Genomic DNA, 19903 nt, shown 5'->3' with positions numbered 1-19903 from the left:
CCTCGGCCCGTCCCGTCCTCCTCCCGGGCTTCGGTGCTACCTCGGCGGTGCGGCCCCGAGACGGGCGAGCGCGCCGCGGACGCCGTCGCCGCCGTCCAGGGCGGCACGGGCGGGCTCGGCGTCGACCCCGGCCAGCAGCATGACCAGGGCGACCTGGACCTCCCCGCCGGCGTCGGCGAGCACCGGCGCACAGACCTCGGGCGCGAGCCCGGTCGCCTGGCTCAGCAGCCGCACGAGCCGGGCGCGGAGCTTGGCGTTGGACGCGCGGACGTCGACCATGAGGTTCGAGTACGTCTTGCCGAGCCGGATCATCGTGGCGGTCGAGAACGTGTTGAGCACGATCTTCTGCGCGGTGGCGGCCTTCATCCGCGTCGAGCCGGTGACGGCCTCGGGCCCCGTGTCGAGCAGGATCGCGACGTCGGCCCGGTCGGCCAGGGGCGCGGCCGGGTTGGCGCTGACGAGCGCGGTGCGCGCCCCCCGCTCGCGGGCCAGGTCGAGCGCACCGCCGACGTAGGGCGTGCGGCCGCTGGCAGCGAGCCCGACGACGAGGTCGTGCGGGCCCACGTGGTCCAGGTCGCGCCGGCCGGCCTCGGCGTCGTCCTCCGCGCCCTCCACCGAGACGGTCATCGCGTCGGGCCCGCCGGCGAGGTGCGCGTCGAACCACTCGGGGCCGACGCCGTACGTCGGCAGCAGCTCCACCGCGTCCAGCACGCCGAGACGTCCCGACGTCCCCGCGCCCGCGTAGTGCACGCGCCCACCCGCCCGGATCGCCTCGACCGCCAGCTCCACGGCCTGCGTGACGCGGAACCGCTCGGCGCGCACCACGCTGGCGACGCCCGCGTCCTCGTCCATGATGAGGCGCACGACGTCGGCGGGCGGGAGCAGGTCGATGTCGGTGGTGCGCGGGTTGCGCTCCTCCGTCGGCGAGACGAGGCGCGCGACGTCGAGCACGTCGTCCGGGGGGCCCGCGTCCGGAGGCACGGCAGGGTCGGGCACGGTCGCTCCGCTCATCGGGTGCTTCCTCTCGTCAGGTCGCGCGCAGTGGTCGGGACGCCCGGCGCCGGGTCGCGGGGCGCGGCCCCGCTCGGTGCCGTGGTGAGCGCGAGGCGCCGCACCGGGCCGCGGACGACCTCCACGGGCAGCGGGGTCGGCGGGGTGAGCGACCCCAGCACCACCGGTCGGCGGGCGCCGGTGGCCTGCCGCCGGTGCGGGCCGGGTGCGGTGCCCGGCACCCCGTGCACGCCGAGGAAGCCGAGCAGCGCGAAGAGGTACGCCTCCTTGCCGTCCGCCGGCAGCCCGAGGTCGTCCGCCGTCACGAGGCTGGTCCCGGCCGGGAGCAGCGCGCGCAGGCGGTCGCGGAGCACCGGGTTGCGGGCCCCGCCGCCGGAGATCACGACCCGCTCGACTCCCCCGCCCGGTGCGTGGTCGGCGAGGGACCGCGCCACGGTGGCCGCGGTGAGCTCGGTGAGCGTGGCGACCAGGTCGGGGATGCTGAGCCGGTCGGCCCGCACCCCCGCGGCGGCGAGGCGCGTCGCCACGTACTCCCCGTCGTAGAGCTCGCGGCCGGTGGACCGCGGCACGGGCAGGGCGTAGTACGGCTCGTCGAGCAGCGCGTCGAGCGCCTCGGGGTCGACGACGCCGCGGGCGGCGAGCTCCCCGTCGCGGTCGAACGGCTGCCCGGTGAGCCGCTGCACCGCGGCGTCGAGCAGGCAGTTGCCGGGCCCGGTGTCCCAGCCGAGCACGGGCTCGTCGTGCGCGCCGACGACGGTCACGTTGGCGATGCCGCCCACGTTGAGCGCCGCGGTGTACCGCGTGCCGGAGGGCCCGTCGTGCCCGAGCCAGAGCGCGTCGAGCACGCTCACCAGCGGCGCACCCTGCCCGCCGGCGGCGACGTCGGCGACCCGGAAGTCGTTGACCACGGGCCGTCGGGTCCGCTCCGCGATCCAGGCCGGGTTGCCGAGCTGCAGCGTGCCGCGCGCGCGACCCGCCACCACCCAGTGGTGCAGCGTCTGCCCGTGCGACGCCACGAGGTCGGCGTCGCCCCCCGCGAGGTCGTCGACGGCGCGCCGGGCGGCGGCGCCGAGCTCCTGCCCGACGAGCGTGTCGAGCTGGCACACCTCGCCCAGGTCCGCGGTGGCGGGCGGCAGCGCCGCGAGGATGCGCCGGCGCAGGTGGTCGGGCCAGGCGTACTCGGCGTGGCCGAGCGGGCGCAGCGACAGCGTGCCGTCGGGGCGCAGGTCGAGGTCCGCGGCCGCCGCGTCGATCGCGTCGACGCTGGTGCCGGACGAGATGCCGATGACGATCATCGCGCCACCTCCGTGGGTTCGGGCGCGAGCTCTCCGGCGAGGAGAGCCACGGCGGCCTCGGCGTTGGCCCGGCCGGTGCCGCAGGCCAGGACGGTCGCGGGCAGCCCGCCCGGGAGCGCGGCGAGCCACCGCTCCCCCGCGGCCGGCACGCCCGTGTGCACGACGACGAGATCCGGGCGCGCCCGCTGCAGCCGCGCCAGGCGCGCATGCTCGGCCCCGCCGGGGACCGGTTCGCGGGTCACGACGACGAGCGGCCGGGCGCCGCCCGGCAGCCCGCGCAGCAGCGCGGCGAACCCGTCGTCGTCCAGGGCGGGGTGCACGACGGCGTGGGGCCAGCGGGCGGCGACGGCGCGCTGCACGTGCTGCGCGGTGCGCCCGGCCGCGTGGTCGAGGCGGAGCCGCAGGTCGACGACGTCGGGTGCGCTCCCGAGCGCGGGGTGCGGGCCGACGGCGCGCACCGCGCGCCGGGCTGCCTCGGCGCCCACCTCCGCGAGCGCCTCCTGCGCCCGTGCCGCCTCCGCGGCGCCGACGACGGCACCCGCGGAGGCCTGCCGGGCGCGCAGCCGGCGCACCAGGGCGTCCGTGCGTCGTCCGGAGGCCGCGAGCCGGTCCAGGGTCACCCGGCCGGCGCCGACCGCGGCCACGAGGGCGTCGACCGCGGAGCGGAACAGCGCCTCGTCGTCCCGCCCCGTCGTCGTGCCCAGGCACAGCAGGTCCGCGCCGCCCTCGACCGCGCGGACAGCGGTCTCTCCGACCTCCGCGCCGTCGGAGACGGCGCGCATGTCGAGGGCGTCGGTGACGATCGGTCCGGGGTGGCCGAGCTCCCGGGCCAGCGCCGCGACGGCCGGCTCGAGGGAGGCCGGCGCGGGCCCGAGCGCGGGCACCACGACGTGCGCCGTCATGAGCGCGTCGGCAGCGTGCCCGTCGTCGGTGCCACCGTCGGCGAGGGCCGCCGCGAACGGCACGAGGTCGCGCCCGCGCAGGGTGTCGAGGTCGGCCTCGACGACGGGCAGCGCGAGGTGGGAGTCGACGGTCGTGGACCCGTGGCCCGGGAAGTGCTTGGCACAGGTGCCGACGCCGCCGCGCTGCAGGCCGCGGGCGAACGCGACACCGTGTCGCGCGACCGCCTCCGGGTCGGTGCCGAACGCCCGCACCCCGATGACCGGGTTGCCGGGGGTGTCGACGTCGAGCACCGGCGCGAGGTCGAGGTCGACGCCAACGGCCGCGAGCAGGCGGCCCAGCGCCTCGCCCGCGTCCCCGGTGAGCCGCACGTCGTCCACCACGCCGAGCGCCGCGGCGCCGGGCAGCGACGAGCCGGTCGCGGCCTCGAGCCGCGACACGTCGCCGCCCTCCTCGTCCGTCGCGACGACCAGGTCGGGCGCGGCGTCGTGCAGGCGCGCCGTGAGCGCGGCCGTCGTGGCCAGGTCCGGCGTGTTGTGCGCGAACAGCACCACCCCGGCGAGCCCGTCGCGCGCCGCGTCGAGGAGCCAGGCGGGCGGCGTCGTGCCGGTGAAGCCGGGCAGCAGCACGCCGTGCACGGCCCGCCGGACCGCGCCGGCGCCGGCCGCAGCGCCGTGCCCGGTCACCCCTTCACCGCCCCGGAGGTCAACCCCGACGCGAGCCGGCGCTGGACGAGGATGAAGAAGACCATCACGGGCACGGTGATGATGGTCGAGGCCGCCATGATGGCGCCCCAGTCGTTGGAGTGCTGCCCGAAGAACGAGCGCAGCCCGATGGCCACCGTGTAGTTCTGCGTCTCGCCGCCGAGCAGCGTCATCGCGAAGACGAACTCGTTCCACGCCGTGATGAAGCTGAAGATGCTCGTGGCCACCAGGCCGGGCGCGACCAGCGGCAGCAGGATGGACCGGAACATCCGGCCCCAGGTGGCGCCGTCGAGGTAGGCGGCCTCCTCCAGCTCCACCGGCACGGCGGCGACGAAGCCGCGCAGCATCCAGATGCCGAAGGGCAGCGCGAGGGCGACATACACCACGACCAGGCCGGTCAGCGTGCCGAGCAGGTCGAGGTTGCGCACCTGCACGAACAACGGGATGACGAGCGCCTCGAGCGGCACCATCTGCACGATCAGCACGAGCATGAGCACCTGGGTGCGGAGCTTGAAGCGGAAGCGCGCCACGGCCACCGACGCCAGCAGGGCGAGCAGCGACGAGATCAGCACCGTCCCGAGCGCCACGAGCAGGGAGTTGCGCAGGAAGACGTCGAAGCCGCCGTCGGTGAGCACGAACTCGAAGTGCTCGAGCGTCGGGTCGGCGGGCACGAAGGACGACCCGCGCCCCGCCTTCCCGTCGAACGCGCTGACGAGCATCCAGTAGGCCGGGAAGAGGGTGAACGCCAGGAGCAGCGCGACGGCCACCCCCTTGCCCACCCGCGTCGCGGTCGTCGGCCGGCTCACAGCTCCTCCTCCTTCAGGATCGTGCGGACGTACACGACGGTGATGGCGAGCAGCAGCAGGGTCAGCAGCACCGCGATCGCGGAGCCGAAGCCGTACCGGTTCTGGCCGAACGACTCGGTGTACGACCACACGCCGAGGTTGAGCACCTCGCGGTTGCTGCCGGCGCCGCCGGGCATGAGGTAGACCTGCGCGAAGACCTTGAAGTCCCAGATGGTCGACAGGATGATCACGACCGCGAAGATCTGCTTGAGCTGCGGCACGATCACCGAGAAGAACCGCCGCCAGGCGCCGGCGCCGTCGATCTCCGCGGCCTCCAGCAGCTCCTTCGGCACGCCGAGCAGGCCCGCGAGCACGGTGATGGCGACGAAGGGGAAGCCGTGGTGCACCACGTTGAGCAGCACGATCGCGTAGAACGACCAGCGGTCGGTGAACCAGTTGACGGGCGCGTCCTGCAGCCCGAGGGACTGCAGCACGTGGTTGAACACGCCGCGGTCGGCGTCGAAGATCCAGACCCACACGTACGTGCCGGTGACGGCGGGCATCGCCCAGGCCGCCATGATCGCGCTGGACACGATGGTCCGCCAGACGCGGCCGAGCGAGGCGAGCAGCACGGCCACGGCGGTTCCGAAGACCACCGTGAACGCCACCGACAGCACGGCGAAGACCACCGTGTTCGGCAGCACCACGGCCCACAGCTGCTCGGAGGTGAACACCTCGACGTAGTTGCCGAGGCCGATCCAGTTGGGCTCGCCGGAGACGATCTCGCGCAGCCCGTAGTCCTGCAGGGAGAACAGCCCGACCCGCACCAGCGGCCACAGGAGCAGCACCGCCAGCACGAGCAGCGCGGGCGTCAGCAGCATCCACGGCCGCACCCGCGCGAGGAGCGACTTGCCGAGCGGGCGGCGCCCGCCGGGCCCGGGCTGCTGCCCGGGCCCGGCGGGGACCGCGACGGGGAGGGTGCTCGTCATGCGTCAGCTGCCACCGTTGAGCAGCGACGTCATCTCCTCGGCCGCCTTCTTGCTGGCGGTCGGGACGTCCTCGCTCCCGGAGAGGATCGACTGCATCATCGTGCTCGTCGTGAGCTTGGCCTGCACGGCCCCGAAGTTCGGCGACACCGGCACGGACGCGCCGCCCTCGACGAACTGCTGCGCGAACGGGGCCACGAGCGGGTCGGTGCTCTTCAGCGTCTCGTCCAGGAGCGACTTCTGCCCCGGGAAGTAGCCGGCCTGCTCGCCCCACTTCGTGGCGAACTCACCGGTCGTCATGAGCTCCACGAACGCGAACGCCAGGTCCTTGTCCTCGGCCGTCTCGAACACGGACAGGTGCGAGCCGCCGAGCACCGACGGCGACATCCCGCCGTCCTTGCCGGGGATCGGGACGGCGGCGAACTTGCCGTCCATGTCCTTGTTCGCCTCGACGATGGCGCCGGGCGTCCAGGAGCCCATGATCGCCATGCCGACGTCGCCCTGGGCGAAGGCGTCGAGCACGTCGGTCTCGCGCCAGGTGGTGGCGCCTGCCGACGAGTAGCCGTCCGCGGCGAGCCCGGTCCAGAAGCTCAGGCCCTCCTGCGACTCGGGGCTGTCGAGCCCCGACGTCCAGGTGTCGCCGTCGAGCGTCGCGACGTCGCCGCCGGCGCCCCACACCCACGGGTACACCGTGAACTCGGCGTCGCCCGGCACCGCGATCGCGGTCTTCTTCGGGAACTTCTCCTTGATGGCCTTGGCCGCCGACTCGATCTCCGCCCAGGTCGTGGGCGGCTCGACGCCGGCCTCCTCGAAGATCTCCGTGTTGTACACGAGCGAGCGGACGCCGGCGTACCAGGGCATGCCGTACAGCTGTCCGTCGTACGTGCCCGCCTCGACGAGGCCGTCCACCAGGTCGTCGCCCAGGCCGGCCTCCGCCACGTAGTCGTCCAGCGGCGCGAGCGCGCCGGCGTCGGCGAACTCCGGCGTCCAGGTGGTGCCGGTCTCCGCCACGTCGGGCGTGGTGGCGCCCGCGATCGAGGTGACGAAGCGGTCGTGGGCGTCCGCCCACTCGACGAACTCGACGTTCAGCTCCGCGCCCGTCTCCTCCTTGAACGCGGTGCCGACCTCGTCGAAGAAGGCGTCGGCGCTGGGGTTCGTGCCCTGCATGATCCAGACGTCGAGGGTCTTGCCCTCGCCGTCGACCGTCCCGTCCCCGCCCCCGTCGCCGGAGCCGCCGCCGCTGCCGCACGCGGCGACGCCGAGCGCCACCAGCGCCGCGGTGGCCACGGCCCCCACGTTCCTGCGGGTCCACATGTCTCGACGCATCGTCGTCCTCCCCCGGCGGCCGCTGGGCCGCCCTCCGTGGTGCGCGGCGCCGCCGTTGTCGCGGTCGCGCGCCGTTCTCGCGGTCATGTCCTGCCGACGTCCTCGTCGTCCGGCGTGACGTCGTCGTCTCGCTGCCTTGCTGATCGCTGTGCTGATCCTGAGGTGATCGCTGTGGTGATCGCTGTCGTGCGGGCGACACCCCGGCCCTGAAAGGAAGTTCCCGAGCATCGCGCTGTGAGGGAGATTACTGACCGAACGCGGATAACGAAAGCCCCCGCACCAATTCGTGACGGGACGGTGACCTCGTCGGCGCGTCGCGGTCGGTGCGGGGGCGGTGCGCGGGGGTGCCCGCGGGGTCGCTCAGGGCACTCGGTTGATCCAGGCCGGGTCGGCGAACTTCGTCCGGACCAGCTCCTCGGCCCGCGCCAGCTCGTCGGGTCGCAGCTCGGAGCCCACCGTCCGGTGGTGGGCCCTGAAGTGCGCCTCGAACGCGTCGACGATCTCGTCGCGCGACATGCCGGTCTGCGAGCGCAGGGGGTCCACCCGCTTGTTGGCGCTGGTGGTGCCCTTGTCGGAGAGCTTCTCGCGGCCGATGCGCAGCACCTCGAGCATCTTCGCGTTGTCGATGTCGTACGCCATCGTCATGTGGTGCAGCACCGCGCCGCCCGCCAGCCGCTTCTGCGCCGAGCCCGCGAGCTTGCCCCCGGGCGACGCGACGTCGTTCATGCCGGAGAAGTAGGCCTCGACGCCGACGTCGTGCAGCGCGCCCAGCACCCACGAGTCGAGGAACGCGTACGACTGCTCGAACGACAGGCCGTCGACGAGCGACGCCGGCACGACCAGCGAGAACGTCACGCAGTTGCCGGCCTCCATGAACATGGCGCCGCCGCCGGAGATACGACGCACCACCGTGACGTCGTGCTCGCGCACGCCCGCCGGGTCCACCTCGTTGCGCAGCGACTGGAACGAGCCGATGAAGACGGCGCGCTCGTTCCAGTCCCAGAACCGCAGCGTGGGACCGCGACGCCCCTCGGCCAGCTCCTCGGTGAGCACCTGGTCCAGGGCGGCGAGGGTCGCCGGGGGCAGCGGGCCGGGGCGCAGCACCTCGAACGTGTGGTCGTCCCAGGTGGTGGCCAGGCCGAGCGCGCGGCGGACCGCGACCGCGACCGCCCACGCGTCGAAGCCGATCATCGTCACGGTGCCCGCCACACGGCCGTCCTGCTCGGCGATGCGCAGCCCGTCGTCGACGGCCCGCGCGAGCTCGCTCGTGGACGTCTCGCGCGGCAGCCCGGTGAGGGTGGCGTCGATGACCTCGAGGGCGTCGTCGGGCTCGAGGAAGAAGTCGCCGCTGAGCCTGACGTCGGCGAGCAACCCGTCGCGCACGTCGAGGTCGACCGTCACGAGCTTGCCACCGGGAACCTTGTACTCACCATGCACGTCTCCACGGTAGCCGCGCAGCGGCCGTCGCGGAGGCGGCGTCGGTCACACCCTGGCGCGCAGGGTCCGCCGACGGCTCGGGCGAGATTCTTTTTGTGAGGCGCCCAACCAGAGAAAATCGCTGCCACACTGGGTCCCGTGACCGGCCCCGACGTCCCCCTCGCGCCCGAGCACGTCGTCGCCGTGGACGTCGGCGGCAGCGGCGCCCGCCTCGTCGCCACGCCCGTGCACGGCCCCGGCGGCACCGGGGGCACCGCGATCACGCTCAGCGGGCGCCCGGTCCGCATCACCACCGCCGGGAGCGACGCCGCCGACGTCGTGGCCGAGCTGGTGGACACCCTCGCCGGTCGCCGGCCCGGGCTGCGCGTCGCCGCGGCCGCCGTGTCGGTCACCGGGCTCCCCTCGCTCGTCCCCGACCCCGGCGCGCTGCACGACGTGCTGCACGCCGCGGGCGCCTCCGTCACGGCGGTCGCCGCGGACGCGCTCGCCGCCCACCTCGGCGCCCTCGGCGGTCGCCCCGGTGCCGTCGCCGCCGTCGGCACCGGCGCCATCGTCCTCGCCACCGACCTGCGGCGCCGGTGGCACCGCGCGGACGGCTGGGGGCACCTGCTCGGCGACCTCGGCTCCGGCTCGTGGATCGGAGCCCACGGCCTGCGGGCCGCCGTCGCCACCCACGACGGGCGCCCCGGGCCGGCCTCCCCCACGCTGCTCGCCGCCGCGCTCGAGCGCTTCGGCCCCGTCGAGGGCTGGCCCGCCGCCCTGTACGGGCGCCCCGACCGCGCGCACGTCCTCGCCTCCTTCACCCCGGCCGTCGCCGACGCCGCCGCGGCGGGCGACCTCGTCGCGAACGGCATCCTGCACGACGCCGGGACCCACCTCGCGGAGAGCGTCGCCGCCGCGCTGCGCCCCGGGATCCCACCGCTCGCGGCCGTCACCGGCGGCGTCCTGCAGATCGGCGCGCCCGTCACCACGCCCCTCAAGGCCCGGCTGTCCGCCCTGCGCCCCGACGTGCGGCTCGTCCCCGCCGACGGGAGCCCGATCGACGGCGCGCTGCGCCTCGCCCGTTCCCTCGTCGACCCTCGCGACGGCGAGCTCGTGGAACCCCACGACACCTGGCTCACGGTCCGAGCCAGCACCCACCCGTCTCCGGCGCCTGCCGGGAAGGAGATCCGCGCATGAACGGTGACGTCCTCGTCCGGCTCCGCCAGGCGCTGCCCACGCTGCGCCCCGCGGAGGCGCGGATCGCCGCGGTCGTGCTCGACGACCCGCCCGGCGTCGTCGGCGCCACCATCACCGAGCTCGCCGCCCGCGCCGGGACGTCGCAGGCGACGGTCGTCCGGTTCTGCCGGGCCGTCGGCTACGCCGGGTACCCCGAGTTCCGCATCGACCTCGCGCAGGCCACGAGCCGGCGCGCCGTCGAGCTGGAGCGCTCCGGCATCGCCGAGGGCGAGATCAACCGGACCGACACCGCCACCGACGTCGTGTCGAAGATCGCGTTCCACGAGGCGCGGACGATCGAGGAGACGGCGCGCATGCTCGACCTCGACGCGCTGGAGCACGCCGTCGACGCCGTGGCGTCCGCCCCGCGCGTCGACGTCTACGGCGTGGGGTCCAGCGGCCTCACGGCGCAGGACCTCGGCCAGAAGCTCACCCGCATCGGGATCGCCTGCTTCGCCCCCGTGGACCTGCACGGCCAGCTCCAGTCGGCGGCCCTGCTGGGCGAGGGCTGCGTCGCCGTCGCCGTCTCGCACACGGGCACCACCGTGGAGACCGTGCAGGCGCTGACGCTGGCCCGCGACGCGGGCGCCACCACCGTGGCCGTCACGAACTTCCCGGCGTCCCCCCTGGCGGAGCTCGCCGACGTCGTGCTGGCGACGACGGCGCGCGAGACCCAGTTCCGCTCGGGGGCGATGTCGAGCCGCATCGCCCAGCTCGCCGTCGTCGACTTCCTCTTCGTCCGCGTGGCGCAGCGTCGCTACGACCGCACCACCGCCGCCCTCAAGGCGACGTACGAGGCGGTCCGGCCGCACCGCCTGACCAACGGCAGCCGCGGCGCGCGCTGACGGTGCGGCGCCTCAGCGCGGCTCGACGCCCGCGTGCAGGAGGCCGTAGACGTACGCGTCGATGAGCGACTCCCACGCCGCCTCGATGACGTTCGGGCCCACGCCCACCGTGGACCACGAGTGCTGCCCGTCCGTGGTCTCGACCAGCACCCGCGTGGTGGCGTCGGTGCCCTGCTGGGCATCGAGGATGCGCACCTTGAAGTCGATGAGCTCGAACTTCTCGATCTGCGGGTACACGCGGGTGAGTGCGCTGCGCAGCGCCTGGTCGAGGGCGTTCACGGGCCCGTTGCCCTCGCCCGTCGCGACGACGCGCTCCCCGCCGGCGTGCAGCTTCACCGTCGCCTCCGCGACGGCGTCGGCCTCGCGGCTCGACGCGTCGTGGCCGGGACCGCCGGCGACCGTCTCGACGATGGTCCGCCAGCTCTCGACCCGGAAGTACGTCTGCCGGGTCCCGGTGAGCTCCTCGCGCAGCAGCAGCTCGAAGGAGGCGTCGGCGGCGTCGAAGGTGTAGCCCTGCGCCTCGGCGTCCTTGACCCGCGTCGTGACGCGGGTGAGCAGCTCGCCCTGACCGCTGAGGTCGTAGCCCAGCTCGCGGCCCTTGAGCTCGATGGACGCGCGCCCGGCCATGTCCGACACGAGCATGCGCATGTCGTTGCCGACCGCGGTGGGGTCGATGTGCTGGTAGAGGTCCGGGTCGACCTTGATCGCGCTCGCGTGCAGGCCCGCCTTGTGGGCGAACGCGCTGGCCCCGACGTACGGCTGGCGCGCGTACGGGGAGATGTTGGTGATCTCGGCGACGGCGTGCGCGATGCGCGTCGCGTCCTCGAGGCCGCCTCCGACGAGGGTGCGCAGGCCGTGCTTGAGCTCGAGGTTCGCGACGACGGTGACGAGGTCGACGTTGCCGGTGCGCTCGCCGTAGCCGTTCACGGTGCCCTGCACGTGCCATGCGCCGGCGGCCACGGCGGCGAGCGTGTTCGCGACCGCGCAGCCCGAGTCGTTGTGGGCGTGCATGCCGAGCAGCCGGTCCCCCGCGACGGCGTCGCGCCCGTGCGGCAGCCCCAGGGACTCGCGCACCTCGCTCACGACGTCGGTCACCCAGTGCGGCAGCATGCCGCCGTTGGTGTCGCACAGCGTGACCACCTCGGCGCCCGCTTCGAACGCCGCCTGCGCCGCGGCCAGGGAGTACGCCGGGTCGAACCGGTAGCCGTCGAAGAAGTGCTCGGCGTCCACCACGACGCGGCGCCCCTCGCCCACCAGGAACGCCACGGTGTCGGCGATCATCGCCAGGCCCTCGTCGGGCGTGGTGCGCAGCGCGCGCTCCACGTGCCGCACGTCCGACTTGGCGACCAGCGTGACGACCGGCGCCTCGGAGTCGAGCAGGGCGCGCACCTGCGGGTCGTCCCACGCGCGGGTGCCCGCCTTGCGGGTGGCCCCGAACGCCGCGAGCACCGCGTTCCTCAGGTCGAGCTCCTTGGCCGCGCGCCGGAAGAACTCCGTGTCCTTGGGCACCGCCCCCGGCCAGCCGCCCTCGATGAAGCCGACGCCCAGCTCGTCCAGCAGCGGCGCGATGGCCAGCTTGTCCGCCACGGAGAGGTTCATGCCCTCCTGCTGCGCACCGTCGCGCAGGGTGGTGTCGTACACGTGGAACGGGGTGGCGGTCATGCGGGACTCCCACATCGAGAAGCATCGAGAAGCTCTGGGCGTTCTGGTCAACAAAAAAGACCCCCCGGGGTACGGAAGGTCTGCGCGTCCGGCGGGTGTGCCGGACGCGCTACCGAATGATGAGCGAGCGACGCAGGTGCGCGAGGCGTGTCATGGGCCACATGGTGCCACACCCGCCCCCCGGCCGGACAGGGCGTCCACGGCTGGCACCGGACGGCCCGCCCGTGCGACCTGACCCGGGGTGTGGTCGGCTGGCACTCGTCACCGAGGTCAGGAGGCAGTACCGATGACCGACACGCGCCCACCAGGCGGCCCGACCGGCCCGACGCCCGGGGTGACTCCGGGCGATGTGAGTCCAGGCGGCATCACCCCGCCCCCGTCCGTGGTGCCGACGGCGGAGCCCGCGGACGCCTGGGACGCCCCGGCCCCGGCGTCGCGCGGGCTGCTGGAGCTGGACCGGGGCCGCTTCTGGTCCGGCGCCGCCGTGACCGTGGTGGTCTGCGCCGTCCTGGGGCTCGCGGCGTCCGTCGTCTTCGACAGCGCGTTCGACGTCGGGCTGCTCGGCCCCTCCCGCCTCGTCCCGGACGCCCCCGGGCTCGCGTGGGCGCTGACCGGCGCCCTGTTCGCCCTGCTCGCGGCCGTGGTGCTCCAGCTGCTCGTGCGGGTCGTGCCGCGACCGCGGATGTTCTTCGGCTGGCTGGTCGCGCTGGTCACCGTGATCCTCGCCGCCCTCGCGTTCACCGGTTCGGGCGACGGCGCCTCGGCGGTCGTGACCGCCCTCGTGTGGATCGTCGTCGGCATCGCCGTCTCGGCGATGCTCAACGGCGTGCTCGGCCGGACTCTCGTGCGGCCGGCTCGGCCGACCAGGTGACCTCGCGCTCGGGCGCGTCGGGCGCGGCGAGGTCGAGCAGCGAGGCGGCCTCCTCCTCCAGCTCGGACCGGTGGTGCGCCCAGGCGTCGCCGGTGAAGGGCTCGAGGTGCACGGTGGCGCGGCGTGCGTCCACGTCCAGGGTCCACGTCCCGGCGACGCGGCCGTCCACCCAGAGGGTGGGGAGCACGTCGGCGTTGCGCCGGTAGACGAGCCCCGCGTGCTCGGGGTCGACGATCCGGGACCGCTCGTCGAGCGCCACCAGCAGCTGGTCCCAGCGCGGCAGCAGCCGCACCGGGGCCGGCGCGTCCGCCGGGACGAGGTCCGCGTCGGCCAGGTCGACGAGCTCGCGACCGTCGGGCGCGGCGTACGGCCGCAGCTCCAGGAGCGCGAGCGCACGCTTCAGCGCCCCGACGCCGCGGACGCCGACGCCCCGTGCGACGTCGCGCGGGGACGCCGGGCCGAAGGCTCGCAGGTACTTCTCGACGGCGCGGGCCCGCGCCTCGTCCGGAGGGAGCGTGGGCAACGGGTGCGGCACGCGGTCGGCGAGCCACCGCGACCCGTCCTGGTAGCGCGCCGCGACGTGGGAGCCCCACAGGCCGCTCGGCGGCACGTGCACGAGGCCGCCGCCCGCGCTCGCGAGCCGCCACCACGCACGGCTCACGCCCCCGGGGATCGCCGCGACGGCGTCGACGCCCGGGTACTGCTCGCCGGCGAACTCCTCCACCTCGTCGAGCGTGCGCGGCTCGGCGCAGAACCCGCGCACGGCGGCGTTGAGGCCCACGAGGTCGACGCCCGCCCGCCGGGCGCTCGCGCGCCACGCCGCCAGCCGCTGCTCCGCGGAGACGGCGTCGAGCAGCGGCCAGTCGACGCTCGGCACCACGTGCAGGGTGGAGCGCATGACGGTCGCCTTGACGACCTCGCCGCCGGTGAGGGCCTCCTCGAGAGCGCCGACGGTCTGCCCGGCCCGCCGCGCCCACAGCGCGACGTACGGCATGTCGGCGTGCTGCGCCTGCAGGCCGCACACCCGCCCGACGACGGCGGGGACGTCGTCGTCGGAGCGGGTGAGCAGCTGCTGGCGCGCGAGCGTGGTCCGGTTGAGCTCGTCGGCCGTGATCGGGGTGACCATCTGGCGACGGGCCTCCCTCCGTCAGGCGAGCCGGCGCATCCAGCCGTGCCGGTCCGCGGCCCGGCCGTACTGGATGTCGGTGAGCTCGTCGCGGATCGCCATGGTGAGCTCGCCCGGCTCCCCGCCGGAGACCTGCACGTCGAACTCGTCGCCCGCGAGACGGCCGACGGGCGTGATGACGGCCGCCGTGCCGCAGGCGAAGATCTCGCGCACGGTACCGTCCCGGAGCCCGGCGACGACCTCGGCGAGCGGGAGACGACGCTCGACCGCCTGGTGCCCGCGGTCCGCGGCGAGCTGCAGGATGGAGGAGCGCGTCACGCCCTCGAGGAACGAGCCGGTGAGCTCCGGCGTGTGCACCGAGCCGTCCGCCATGACCACGAAGACGTTCATGCCGCCGAGCTCCTCGAGCGCGGTGTTGGTCGTCGCGTCGAGATAGCAGACCTGGTCGAAGCCCTTCTCGGCCGCGAGCTGCTGCGGCAGCAGGCTCGCCGCGTAGTTGCCGCCGTACTTCGCGTCGCCCGTCCCCCCGGGCCCGGAGCGGTGATAGTGCTCGTCGATCCAGATCGACACCGGCTTCACGCCGCCCGCGAAGTACGGGCCGACGGGCGAGGCGATGACGAGGTACTCGGCCTCGTTCGTGGGACGCACCCCGAGGAACGCCTCCGACGCGAACGTGAAGGGCCGCAGGTAGAGGCTGAAGTCCTCGCCGGAGGGCACCCAGTCGATGTCGGTGCGCACGAGCGCCGCGATGGAGCCGATGAAGTCGTCCACCGGCAGAGCGGGCAGCGCCAGGCGGTGCGCCGAGCGCGCGAACCGCGCCGCGTTGGCGTCCGGGCGGAAGGTCCAGACGGAGCCGTCCGCGTGCCGGTACGCCTTCATCCCTTCGAAGATCTCCTGCGCGTAGTGCAGGACGGCGGTCGCCGGGTCGAGCTGCAACGGGCCGTACTTCTCGACGCGCCGGTCGAGCCAGCCGTCGCCCCGGCGCCAGCTGATGCGCGCCATGTGGTCGGTGAACACGGTGCCGAACTTCGGGGACCGCAGCGCGGCCTCACGGTCGGCGTCCGGGGTGGGGCTGTCCGTGGCGCGCACGTCGAACAGGGCGACGAGGTCCTCGAGCTCGGCCGGGAGGATGCCCGGCGTGCCGGTGGTCGAGGCGGTGCTCGACGCAGCGCCGGCGGCGGACGGAGAGGTGCTGGATGTGGTCATGATCGGGGGCCTTTCACCGGGTGACCCCTGTAGTTTTCCACGACCGTGCACCTCGTGGGCACCGGCGTCGCTCCGACCACAGCGGTCACCCGGACGGAATGGGACGTCGGGTGATCGACAGGGGGGATGACGGCCGGGGCGGGCGGTGGCTCGGACGACACGTCCGACGGCGCGGCGCGGGTGGCGCCGCGCCGTCCGGCGACGACGGTGAGGCTGTCGTCAGCCGTTGACGCGTGCGGCGAGGTCGCGCCCGACCTCGGCCGTCGTGCGTACTCGGTCGCCGCGCTCGACGAGGTCGGCCGCGACGGCCGCCTCCACCCGCTTGCTCTCCTCGGCGAGTCCGAGGTGGTCGAGCAGCAGGGACACCGACAGCACGGTGGCGGTCGGGTCGGCCTTGCCCTGGCCCGCGATGTCCGGCGCGGAGCCGTGCACCGGCTCGAACATGGACGGCGCGGTGCGGTCGGGGTTGATGTTCGCCGACGCGGCCAGGCCGATGCCGCCGGTGATGGCGGCGGCCTGGTCCGTGAGGATGTCGCCGAACAGGTTGTCGGTGACGATCACGTCGAACCGCGACGGGTTCGTCGTGAGGAAGATCGTGGCGGCGTCCACGTGCAGGTAGTCCGTGGTGACGTCGGGGAACTCCGCGTTGACCGCCTCGACGGTGCGGCGCCACAGGTGCCCGGCGTGGACCAGCACGTTGTGCTTGTGCACCAGCGTGAGGTGCTTGCGCGGGCGGGCCTGGGCCCGGGCGAAGGCGTCGCGCACGACACGCTCCACGCCGAAGGCCGTGTTGACGGACACCTCGGTCGCGATCTCGTGCGGGGTGCCGACGCGCAGCGCGCCGCCGTTGCCCACGTACGGTCCCTCGGTGCCCTCGCGCACGACGACGAAGTCGACGTCGCCGGGGTTCGCCAGGGGGCTCGTCACGCCGGGGTACAGCTTGCCCGGGCGCAGGTTCACGTAGTGGTCCAGCGAGAAGCGGAGCTTGAGCAGGAGGCCGCGCTCGAGGACGCCCGACGGCACGCTCGGGTCGCCGATGGCGCCGAGCAGGATCGCGTCGTGCTGCTTGATGGCCTCGAGGTCGGCATTGGTGAGCGTCTCGCCCGTCGCGTGCCAGCGGCGCGCGCCCAGGTCGAACTCGGTGGTGGAGATCTTCACGTCCGAGCCGGCCACGGCCGCCTCGAGGACCGCCAGGCCCTGCTCCACGACTTCCGTGCCGATGCCGTCGCCGGCCACCACTGCCAGGTCGATGCTCCGCGTCATGGGCCGAGCCTAAGCCCCCTCGATCATGATGCGGACGGAGATCTCATATGTCAGACATCGTCCGTAGCCACCACCTGGGGCGACGGCATCGGTCAGGCCTCCGGGTTCAGCATCGCGACCGCCGCCGCCCGGTCGCTCTCGGCCCCGGTGGTCAGGGCGTAGAGCGCGTACGCGATCGGCGAGGCGTCCCACAAGTGCTTCGCCTGAGCGGCCAGACCCGGGTGCAGCGACCCGCCCGCGGCCGCGTAGGCGTCCAGGGCGGCGTGCAGCAGCTCCTCGCCCGCGGCGCCGAACTGCGCCGCCAGGTCCCGGGCCGGGTCGTCCACGCGCGCGGTCGTCCAGTCCAGCACGCCCGTGATCGCGCCGTCGTCGGCGAGCAGGACGTGGGCGGGATAGATCTCCCCGTGCGTCATCACCGTCCGCTCCGGCCAGCAGGAGTCGTCGGCCAGCCACTCGCGCCAGGCCTCGGCGAGCTCAGGGGCGACCGGGAACGCCTCGAGGACCCTCGCGACGTCGTCGGCCCACGCCTGCCGGACCTGCGCCGGCGTGCGGACCTCGACCCCCGCCTCCCCGGCCTGCTCGGGGGCGATGGAGTGCAGGCGCGCCAGGAGGCGGCCCAGCCGGGCCGCGTAGTCGGCGTCCGCGGGGTCCATGTGCCACACCGGCTCGCCGGCGTCCGTCAGGGTCAGGCCCGGAGCCCCCGGAAGCGCCCGGTAGGCGACGAGGTCGGCCGAACGGACCTGCCAGTCGGGGACCGCGACGCCCTCGGCGGCCAGCACCGGGCCGACCAGGTCCAGGATGCGCACCTCCGCGTCCATCCCGTCCGAGACGTCCGCCCGGCGCGGCGCACGCGCCACCCAGCGGCGCCCGTCCGCGTCGTCGGCCATGACGACCCGGTAGTCCAGGCCCGCCTCGGTCACGGTGGCCCCCGCCGGTGACAGGTGCAGCCCGTGTGCGGCGGCCAGGGCGAAGACGTCGTCGATCGTGCTCATCGGGCCACGCTCTCATCTTCGCGCCACCCGGACCCAGCGCTGTCTGGCGGCGCACGGCATCCGCCGGGCGCGGGTCAGGCGCGGTAGAGCACCTTGAACCGCTCGCAGACGACCGGCATCGACGGGTCGAACTCGCGCCCGATCTGCGGCAGCGTGCGGCGCCAGTAGCGCTCGTGGCCCTCGCGCCAGTCGGCCAGCGACCGGTCACCCTCGCCCTCGGCCGCCGCGTGCTCGGCCGTGACCTCGTCGAACGGGACCGTCTCCACCTGCGTGGTCCTGATGAGCAGCCGCGGCGCGCCCTCGCCGTCGAGCACGATCGACAGGTCGCCCTTGCGCGGCAGCGGCTCGTCGGCGGCCTCGTACTCCCAGACCGCGGCGGCGGTGCCGGTCTTCACGCCGTCGAGGACGAGGCCCAGCAGCTCGTCCGCCAGCTCGGACGAGTCCCCGAACGCCCAGGCCGGCGGCGGCACCACGTTCTCGGACCGCTCCCCCACGGCACCGCCGTGGCTGGTGCGGCCGGCGCTCGGGCGCGCGACGTCCCAGAACTGCGTGATGCTGTCGGCCTGCTCGGGATCCAGCCCGGGGTTCGCGTCGTCGCTCATGGGGTCCATCCTGCCAGGATGACCAGCATGGACACCCGCGTCGCCGCATACGCCCTGGTCGTCGAGGGCGACCGCATCCTCCTCCCCCACTGGTCGAGCGACGTGGGGTCGGGCTGGACCATGCCCGGGGGCGGCATCGACCCCGGCGAGCACCCGGAGGACGCAGCCGTCCGCGAGCTGCGGGAGGAGACCGGGTACGACGTCGCGCTCGACGGCCTGCTCGGCGTCGACAGCATCGTGATCCCGCCCGAGGGCCGCGTCGTCGTGGACGGCACCGACCACGCGGTGGCGCTGCAGGGCATCCGCATCGTCTACCGCGCGCACGTCGTCGGCGGCGAGCTCACCAGGGAGTCCGACGGCACCACCGACGACGTCGCGTGGCACCGGTTGTCCGACGTGGACGCGCTCGACCGCGTCGAGCTCGTCGACGTCGTCCGGGGGTGGGCGGGCCTGCTCGGCTGACGGACGGACCACCTCGCCGTTCCTCGTACTACCTCGGCACGACCCGGACTACCTCGGCACGACCCGGACTACCTCGACGCGACCCGGGCTCGCGGGCGTCCGGACGCACGTGCGGCCGCCGCCCCCGGGTGGGGGACGACGGCCGCGCGCGTCGCTGCTGACGGTGTGGGTCAGCGAGCGGCGCTGCCCTCCGTGTAGTCGGAGTCAGCGGGCTTGATCCACGAGAACATCTTCCGGAGCTCGCGGCCGGTGGTCTCGATCGGGTGCGCCTCGCCCTTCTCGCGCAGCGCGGTGAACTCGGGGGCGCCCGCGTCCTGGTCCGCGATGAAGCGCTCGGCGAAGGCGCCGTTCTGGATGTCCGCGAGGACGGCCTTCATGTTCTCCTTGACGCGCGGGTCGATGACGCGCGGGCCGGAGACGTAGTCGCCGTACTCGGCCGTGTCGGAGACGGACCAGCGCTGCTTGGCGATGCCGCCCTCGACCATGAGGTCGACGATCAGCTTCAGCTCGTGCAGCACCTCGAAGTACGCGACCTCGGGCTGGTAGCCCGCCTCGGTCAGCGTCTCGAAGCCGTACTGGACCAGCTGCGAGGCACCGCCGCACAGCACGGCCTGCTCGCCGAACAGGTCGGTCTCGGTCTCCTCGGTGAAGGTGGTCTTGATGCCGCCGGCACGCAGGCCGCCGATGCCCTTCGCGTACGACAGGGCCAGCTCCCAGGCGGAGCCCGACGCGTCCTGCTCGACGGCGACGATCACCGGCACGCCGCGGCCGTCGACGTACTCGCGGCGCACGAGGTGACCCGGGCCCTTGGGGGCGACCATGAGCACGTCGTGGCCGGCCTCGGGCTTGATGTAGCCGAAGCGGATGTTGAAGCCGTGCCCGAAGACGAGCGCCGCGCCCTCGTTGAGGTTCGGGGCGATCTCGTCGCGGTACACGTGCCGCTGCACCTGGTCCGGCGCGAGGATGACGACGACGTCCGCCTCCTTGACGGCGTCGGCGACGGTCAGCACGCGCAGGCCCTCGTCCTCGGCCTTCTTCGCGGAGCCGGAGCCCTCGCGCAGGCCGACGCGGACGTCGACGCCCGAGTCGCGCAGGTTCAGCGCGTGCGCGTGGCCCTGGCTGCCGTAGCCGATGACCGCGACCTTGCGCTGCTGGATGATGGACAGGTCGGCGTCGTCGTCGTAGAACAGCTCAGCCACGGTGATGCTCCTC

General features: G+C 74.3%; 18 protein-coding genes. 4 read left to right on the top strand and 14 right to left on the bottom strand.

Annotated features, from left to right (window positions below; genetic code table 11):
• Window positions 1-36: 36 nt before the first annotated feature.
• The 7 genes from murQ to ACFQ8Y_RS17955 all read right to left on the bottom strand — a co-directional run bounded on the left by murQ (window position 37) and on the right by ACFQ8Y_RS17955 (window position 8444).
• Window positions 37-1011, bottom strand: a complete 975-nt coding sequence (gene murQ / locus ACFQ8Y_RS17985) for an N-acetylmuramic acid 6-phosphate etherase (protein WP_430550330.1) — start codon at window positions 1009-1011, stop codon at window positions 37-39.
• On the bottom strand, window positions 1008-2306 hold the full coding sequence (locus ACFQ8Y_RS17980; protein ID WP_430586318.1) for an anhydro-N-acetylmuramic acid kinase: 1299 nt from the start codon (window positions 2304-2306) through the stop codon (window positions 1008-1010). The genes murQ and ACFQ8Y_RS17980 overlap by 4 nt, the downstream gene beginning before the upstream one ends.
• Window positions 2303-3892 (bottom strand): glycoside hydrolase family 3 N-terminal domain-containing protein, encoded by a 1590-nt coding sequence (locus tag ACFQ8Y_RS17975; RefSeq protein ID WP_430550332.1) that lies wholly within the window; start codon window positions 3890-3892, stop codon window positions 2303-2305. The genes ACFQ8Y_RS17980 and ACFQ8Y_RS17975 overlap by 4 nt, the downstream gene beginning before the upstream one ends.
• On the bottom strand, window positions 3889-4716 hold the full coding sequence (locus tag ACFQ8Y_RS17970) for a carbohydrate ABC transporter permease (RefSeq protein ID WP_430550333.1): 828 nt from the start codon (window positions 4714-4716) through the stop codon (window positions 3889-3891). The genes ACFQ8Y_RS17975 and ACFQ8Y_RS17970 overlap by 4 nt, the downstream gene beginning before the upstream one ends.
• The gene (locus ACFQ8Y_RS17965; RefSeq protein ID WP_430550334.1) at window positions 4713-5684 is read right to left on the bottom strand and encodes a carbohydrate ABC transporter permease; all 972 of its coding nucleotides are present in this window, start codon (window positions 5682-5684) and stop codon (window positions 4713-4715) included. The genes ACFQ8Y_RS17970 and ACFQ8Y_RS17965 overlap by 4 nt, the downstream gene beginning before the upstream one ends.
• A 3-nt stretch (window positions 5685-5687) precedes the next feature.
• On the bottom strand, window positions 5688-6995 hold the full coding sequence (locus tag ACFQ8Y_RS17960; protein ID WP_430550335.1) for a sugar ABC transporter substrate-binding protein: 1308 nt from the start codon (window positions 6993-6995) through the stop codon (window positions 5688-5690).
• Between the two features lie 372 nt (window positions 6996-7367).
• Window positions 7368-8444, bottom strand: a complete 1077-nt coding sequence (locus ACFQ8Y_RS17955; RefSeq protein ID WP_430550336.1) for a lipoate--protein ligase family protein — start codon at window positions 8442-8444, stop codon at window positions 7368-7370.
• A gap of 138 nt (window positions 8445-8582) precedes the next feature.
• Between ACFQ8Y_RS17955 and ACFQ8Y_RS17950 the strand changes: the two genes are divergently transcribed.
• Entirely contained in the window at window positions 8583-9623 is a 1041-nt protein-coding gene (locus ACFQ8Y_RS17950) for an N-acetylglucosamine kinase (RefSeq protein WP_430586317.1), read from the top strand.
• The gene (locus ACFQ8Y_RS17945; protein ID WP_430550338.1) at window positions 9620-10507 is read left to right on the top strand and encodes a MurR/RpiR family transcriptional regulator; all 888 of its coding nucleotides are present in this window, start codon (window positions 9620-9622) and stop codon (window positions 10505-10507) included. The genes ACFQ8Y_RS17950 and ACFQ8Y_RS17945 overlap by 4 nt, the downstream gene beginning before the upstream one ends.
• Window positions 10508-10519: 12 nt before the next feature.
• On the opposite strand, the gene cimA is transcribed toward ACFQ8Y_RS17945, so the two are convergent.
• Window positions 10520-12169 (bottom strand): citramalate synthase, encoded by a 1650-nt coding sequence (cimA, locus tag ACFQ8Y_RS17940; protein ID WP_430550339.1) that lies wholly within the window; start codon window positions 12167-12169, stop codon window positions 10520-10522.
• A 286-nt stretch (window positions 12170-12455) separates the two neighbouring features.
• Between cimA and ACFQ8Y_RS17935 the strand changes: the two genes are divergently transcribed.
• A complete protein-coding gene (locus ACFQ8Y_RS17935) occupies window positions 12456-13040 on the top strand; it encodes a DUF6069 family protein (protein ID WP_430564120.1) in 585 nt (194 codons plus the stop codon).
• Here the strand turns inward: ACFQ8Y_RS17935 and ACFQ8Y_RS17930 are convergent.
• From ACFQ8Y_RS17930 to ACFQ8Y_RS17910, 5 genes are all read right to left on the bottom strand, one after another.
• The gene (locus tag ACFQ8Y_RS17930; protein WP_430586316.1) at window positions 12988-14166 is read right to left on the bottom strand and encodes a winged helix DNA-binding domain-containing protein; all 1179 of its coding nucleotides are present in this window, start codon (window positions 14164-14166) and stop codon (window positions 12988-12990) included. The genes ACFQ8Y_RS17935 and ACFQ8Y_RS17930 overlap by 53 nt on opposite strands.
• Window positions 14167-14187: 21 nt before the next feature.
• Window positions 14188-15375 (bottom strand): branched-chain amino acid aminotransferase, encoded by a 1188-nt coding sequence (locus ACFQ8Y_RS17925; RefSeq protein ID WP_430550384.1) that lies wholly within the window; start codon window positions 15373-15375, stop codon window positions 14188-14190.
• Between the two features lie 216 nt (window positions 15376-15591).
• A complete protein-coding gene (locus tag ACFQ8Y_RS17920; RefSeq protein WP_430586315.1) occupies window positions 15592-16635 on the bottom strand; it encodes a 3-isopropylmalate dehydrogenase in 1044 nt (347 codons plus the stop codon).
• 92 nt (window positions 16636-16727) lie between these two features.
• Window positions 16728-17627 carry a macrolide 2'-phosphotransferase gene (locus ACFQ8Y_RS17915; protein WP_430586314.1) on the bottom strand — a complete coding sequence of 300 codons (900 nt, stop codon included), beginning with the start codon at window positions 17625-17627 and terminating at the stop codon, window positions 16728-16730.
• Between the two features lie 74 nt (window positions 17628-17701).
• Window positions 17702-18229, bottom strand: a complete 528-nt coding sequence (locus ACFQ8Y_RS17910) for an ASCH domain-containing protein (protein ID WP_430564117.1) — start codon at window positions 18227-18229, stop codon at window positions 17702-17704.
• A 27-nt stretch (window positions 18230-18256) separates the two neighbouring features.
• Between ACFQ8Y_RS17910 and ACFQ8Y_RS17905 the strand changes: the two genes are divergently transcribed.
• A complete protein-coding gene (locus tag ACFQ8Y_RS17905) occupies window positions 18257-18691 on the top strand; it encodes an NUDIX hydrolase (protein WP_430550385.1) in 435 nt (144 codons plus the stop codon).
• A gap of 170 nt (window positions 18692-18861) precedes the next feature.
• On the opposite strand, the gene ilvC is transcribed toward ACFQ8Y_RS17905, so the two are convergent.
• A complete protein-coding gene (gene ilvC, locus ACFQ8Y_RS17900) occupies window positions 18862-19890 on the bottom strand; it encodes a ketol-acid reductoisomerase (protein ID WP_429763836.1) in 1029 nt (342 codons plus the stop codon).
• Window positions 19891-19903: the final 13 nt, after the last annotated feature.

Source organism: Isoptericola sp. NPDC056605 (assembly GCF_042792795.1).
Taxonomy (GTDB): domain Bacteria; phylum Actinomycetota; class Actinomycetes; order Actinomycetales; family Cellulomonadaceae; genus Isoptericola.
This window is presented reverse-complemented; position numbering and strand designations above follow the sequence as displayed.

Coding starts and splice junctions, on each gene's coding strand:
- murQ (WP_430550330.1), bottom strand. CDS start 1,011: ATGAGCGGAGCGACCGTGCCCGACCCTGCCGTGCCTCCGGACGCGGGC.
- ACFQ8Y_RS17980 (WP_430586318.1), bottom strand. CDS start 2,306: ATGATCGTCATCGGCATCTCGTCCGGCACCAGCGTCGACGCGATCGAC.
- ACFQ8Y_RS17965 (WP_430550334.1), bottom strand. CDS start 5,684: ATGACGAGCACCCTCCCCGTCGCGGTCCCCGCCGGGCCCGGGCAGCAG.
- ACFQ8Y_RS17960 (WP_430550335.1), bottom strand. CDS start 6,995: ATGTGGACCCGCAGGAACGTGGGGGCCGTGGCCACCGCGGCGCTGGTG.
- ACFQ8Y_RS17945 (WP_430550338.1), top strand. CDS start 9,620: ATGAACGGTGACGTCCTCGTCCGGCTCCGCCAGGCGCTGCCCACGCTG.
- cimA (WP_430550339.1), bottom strand. CDS start 12,169: ATGACCGCCACCCCGTTCCACGTGTACGACACCACCCTGCGCGACGGT.
- ACFQ8Y_RS17935 (WP_430564120.1), top strand. CDS start 12,456: ATGACCGACACGCGCCCACCAGGCGGCCCGACCGGCCCGACGCCCGGG.
- ACFQ8Y_RS17930 (WP_430586316.1), bottom strand. CDS start 14,166: ATGGTCACCCCGATCACGGCCGACGAGCTCAACCGGACCACGCTCGCG.
- ACFQ8Y_RS17920 (WP_430586315.1), bottom strand. CDS start 16,635: ATGACGCGGAGCATCGACCTGGCAGTGGTGGCCGGCGACGGCATCGGC.
- ACFQ8Y_RS17915 (WP_430586314.1), bottom strand. CDS start 17,627: ATGAGCACGATCGACGACGTCTTCGCCCTGGCCGCCGCACACGGGCTG.
- ACFQ8Y_RS17910 (WP_430564117.1), bottom strand. CDS start 18,229: ATGAGCGACGACGCGAACCCCGGGCTGGATCCCGAGCAGGCCGACAGC.
- ACFQ8Y_RS17905 (WP_430550385.1), top strand. CDS start 18,257: ATGGACACCCGCGTCGCCGCATACGCCCTGGTCGTCGAGGGCGACCGC.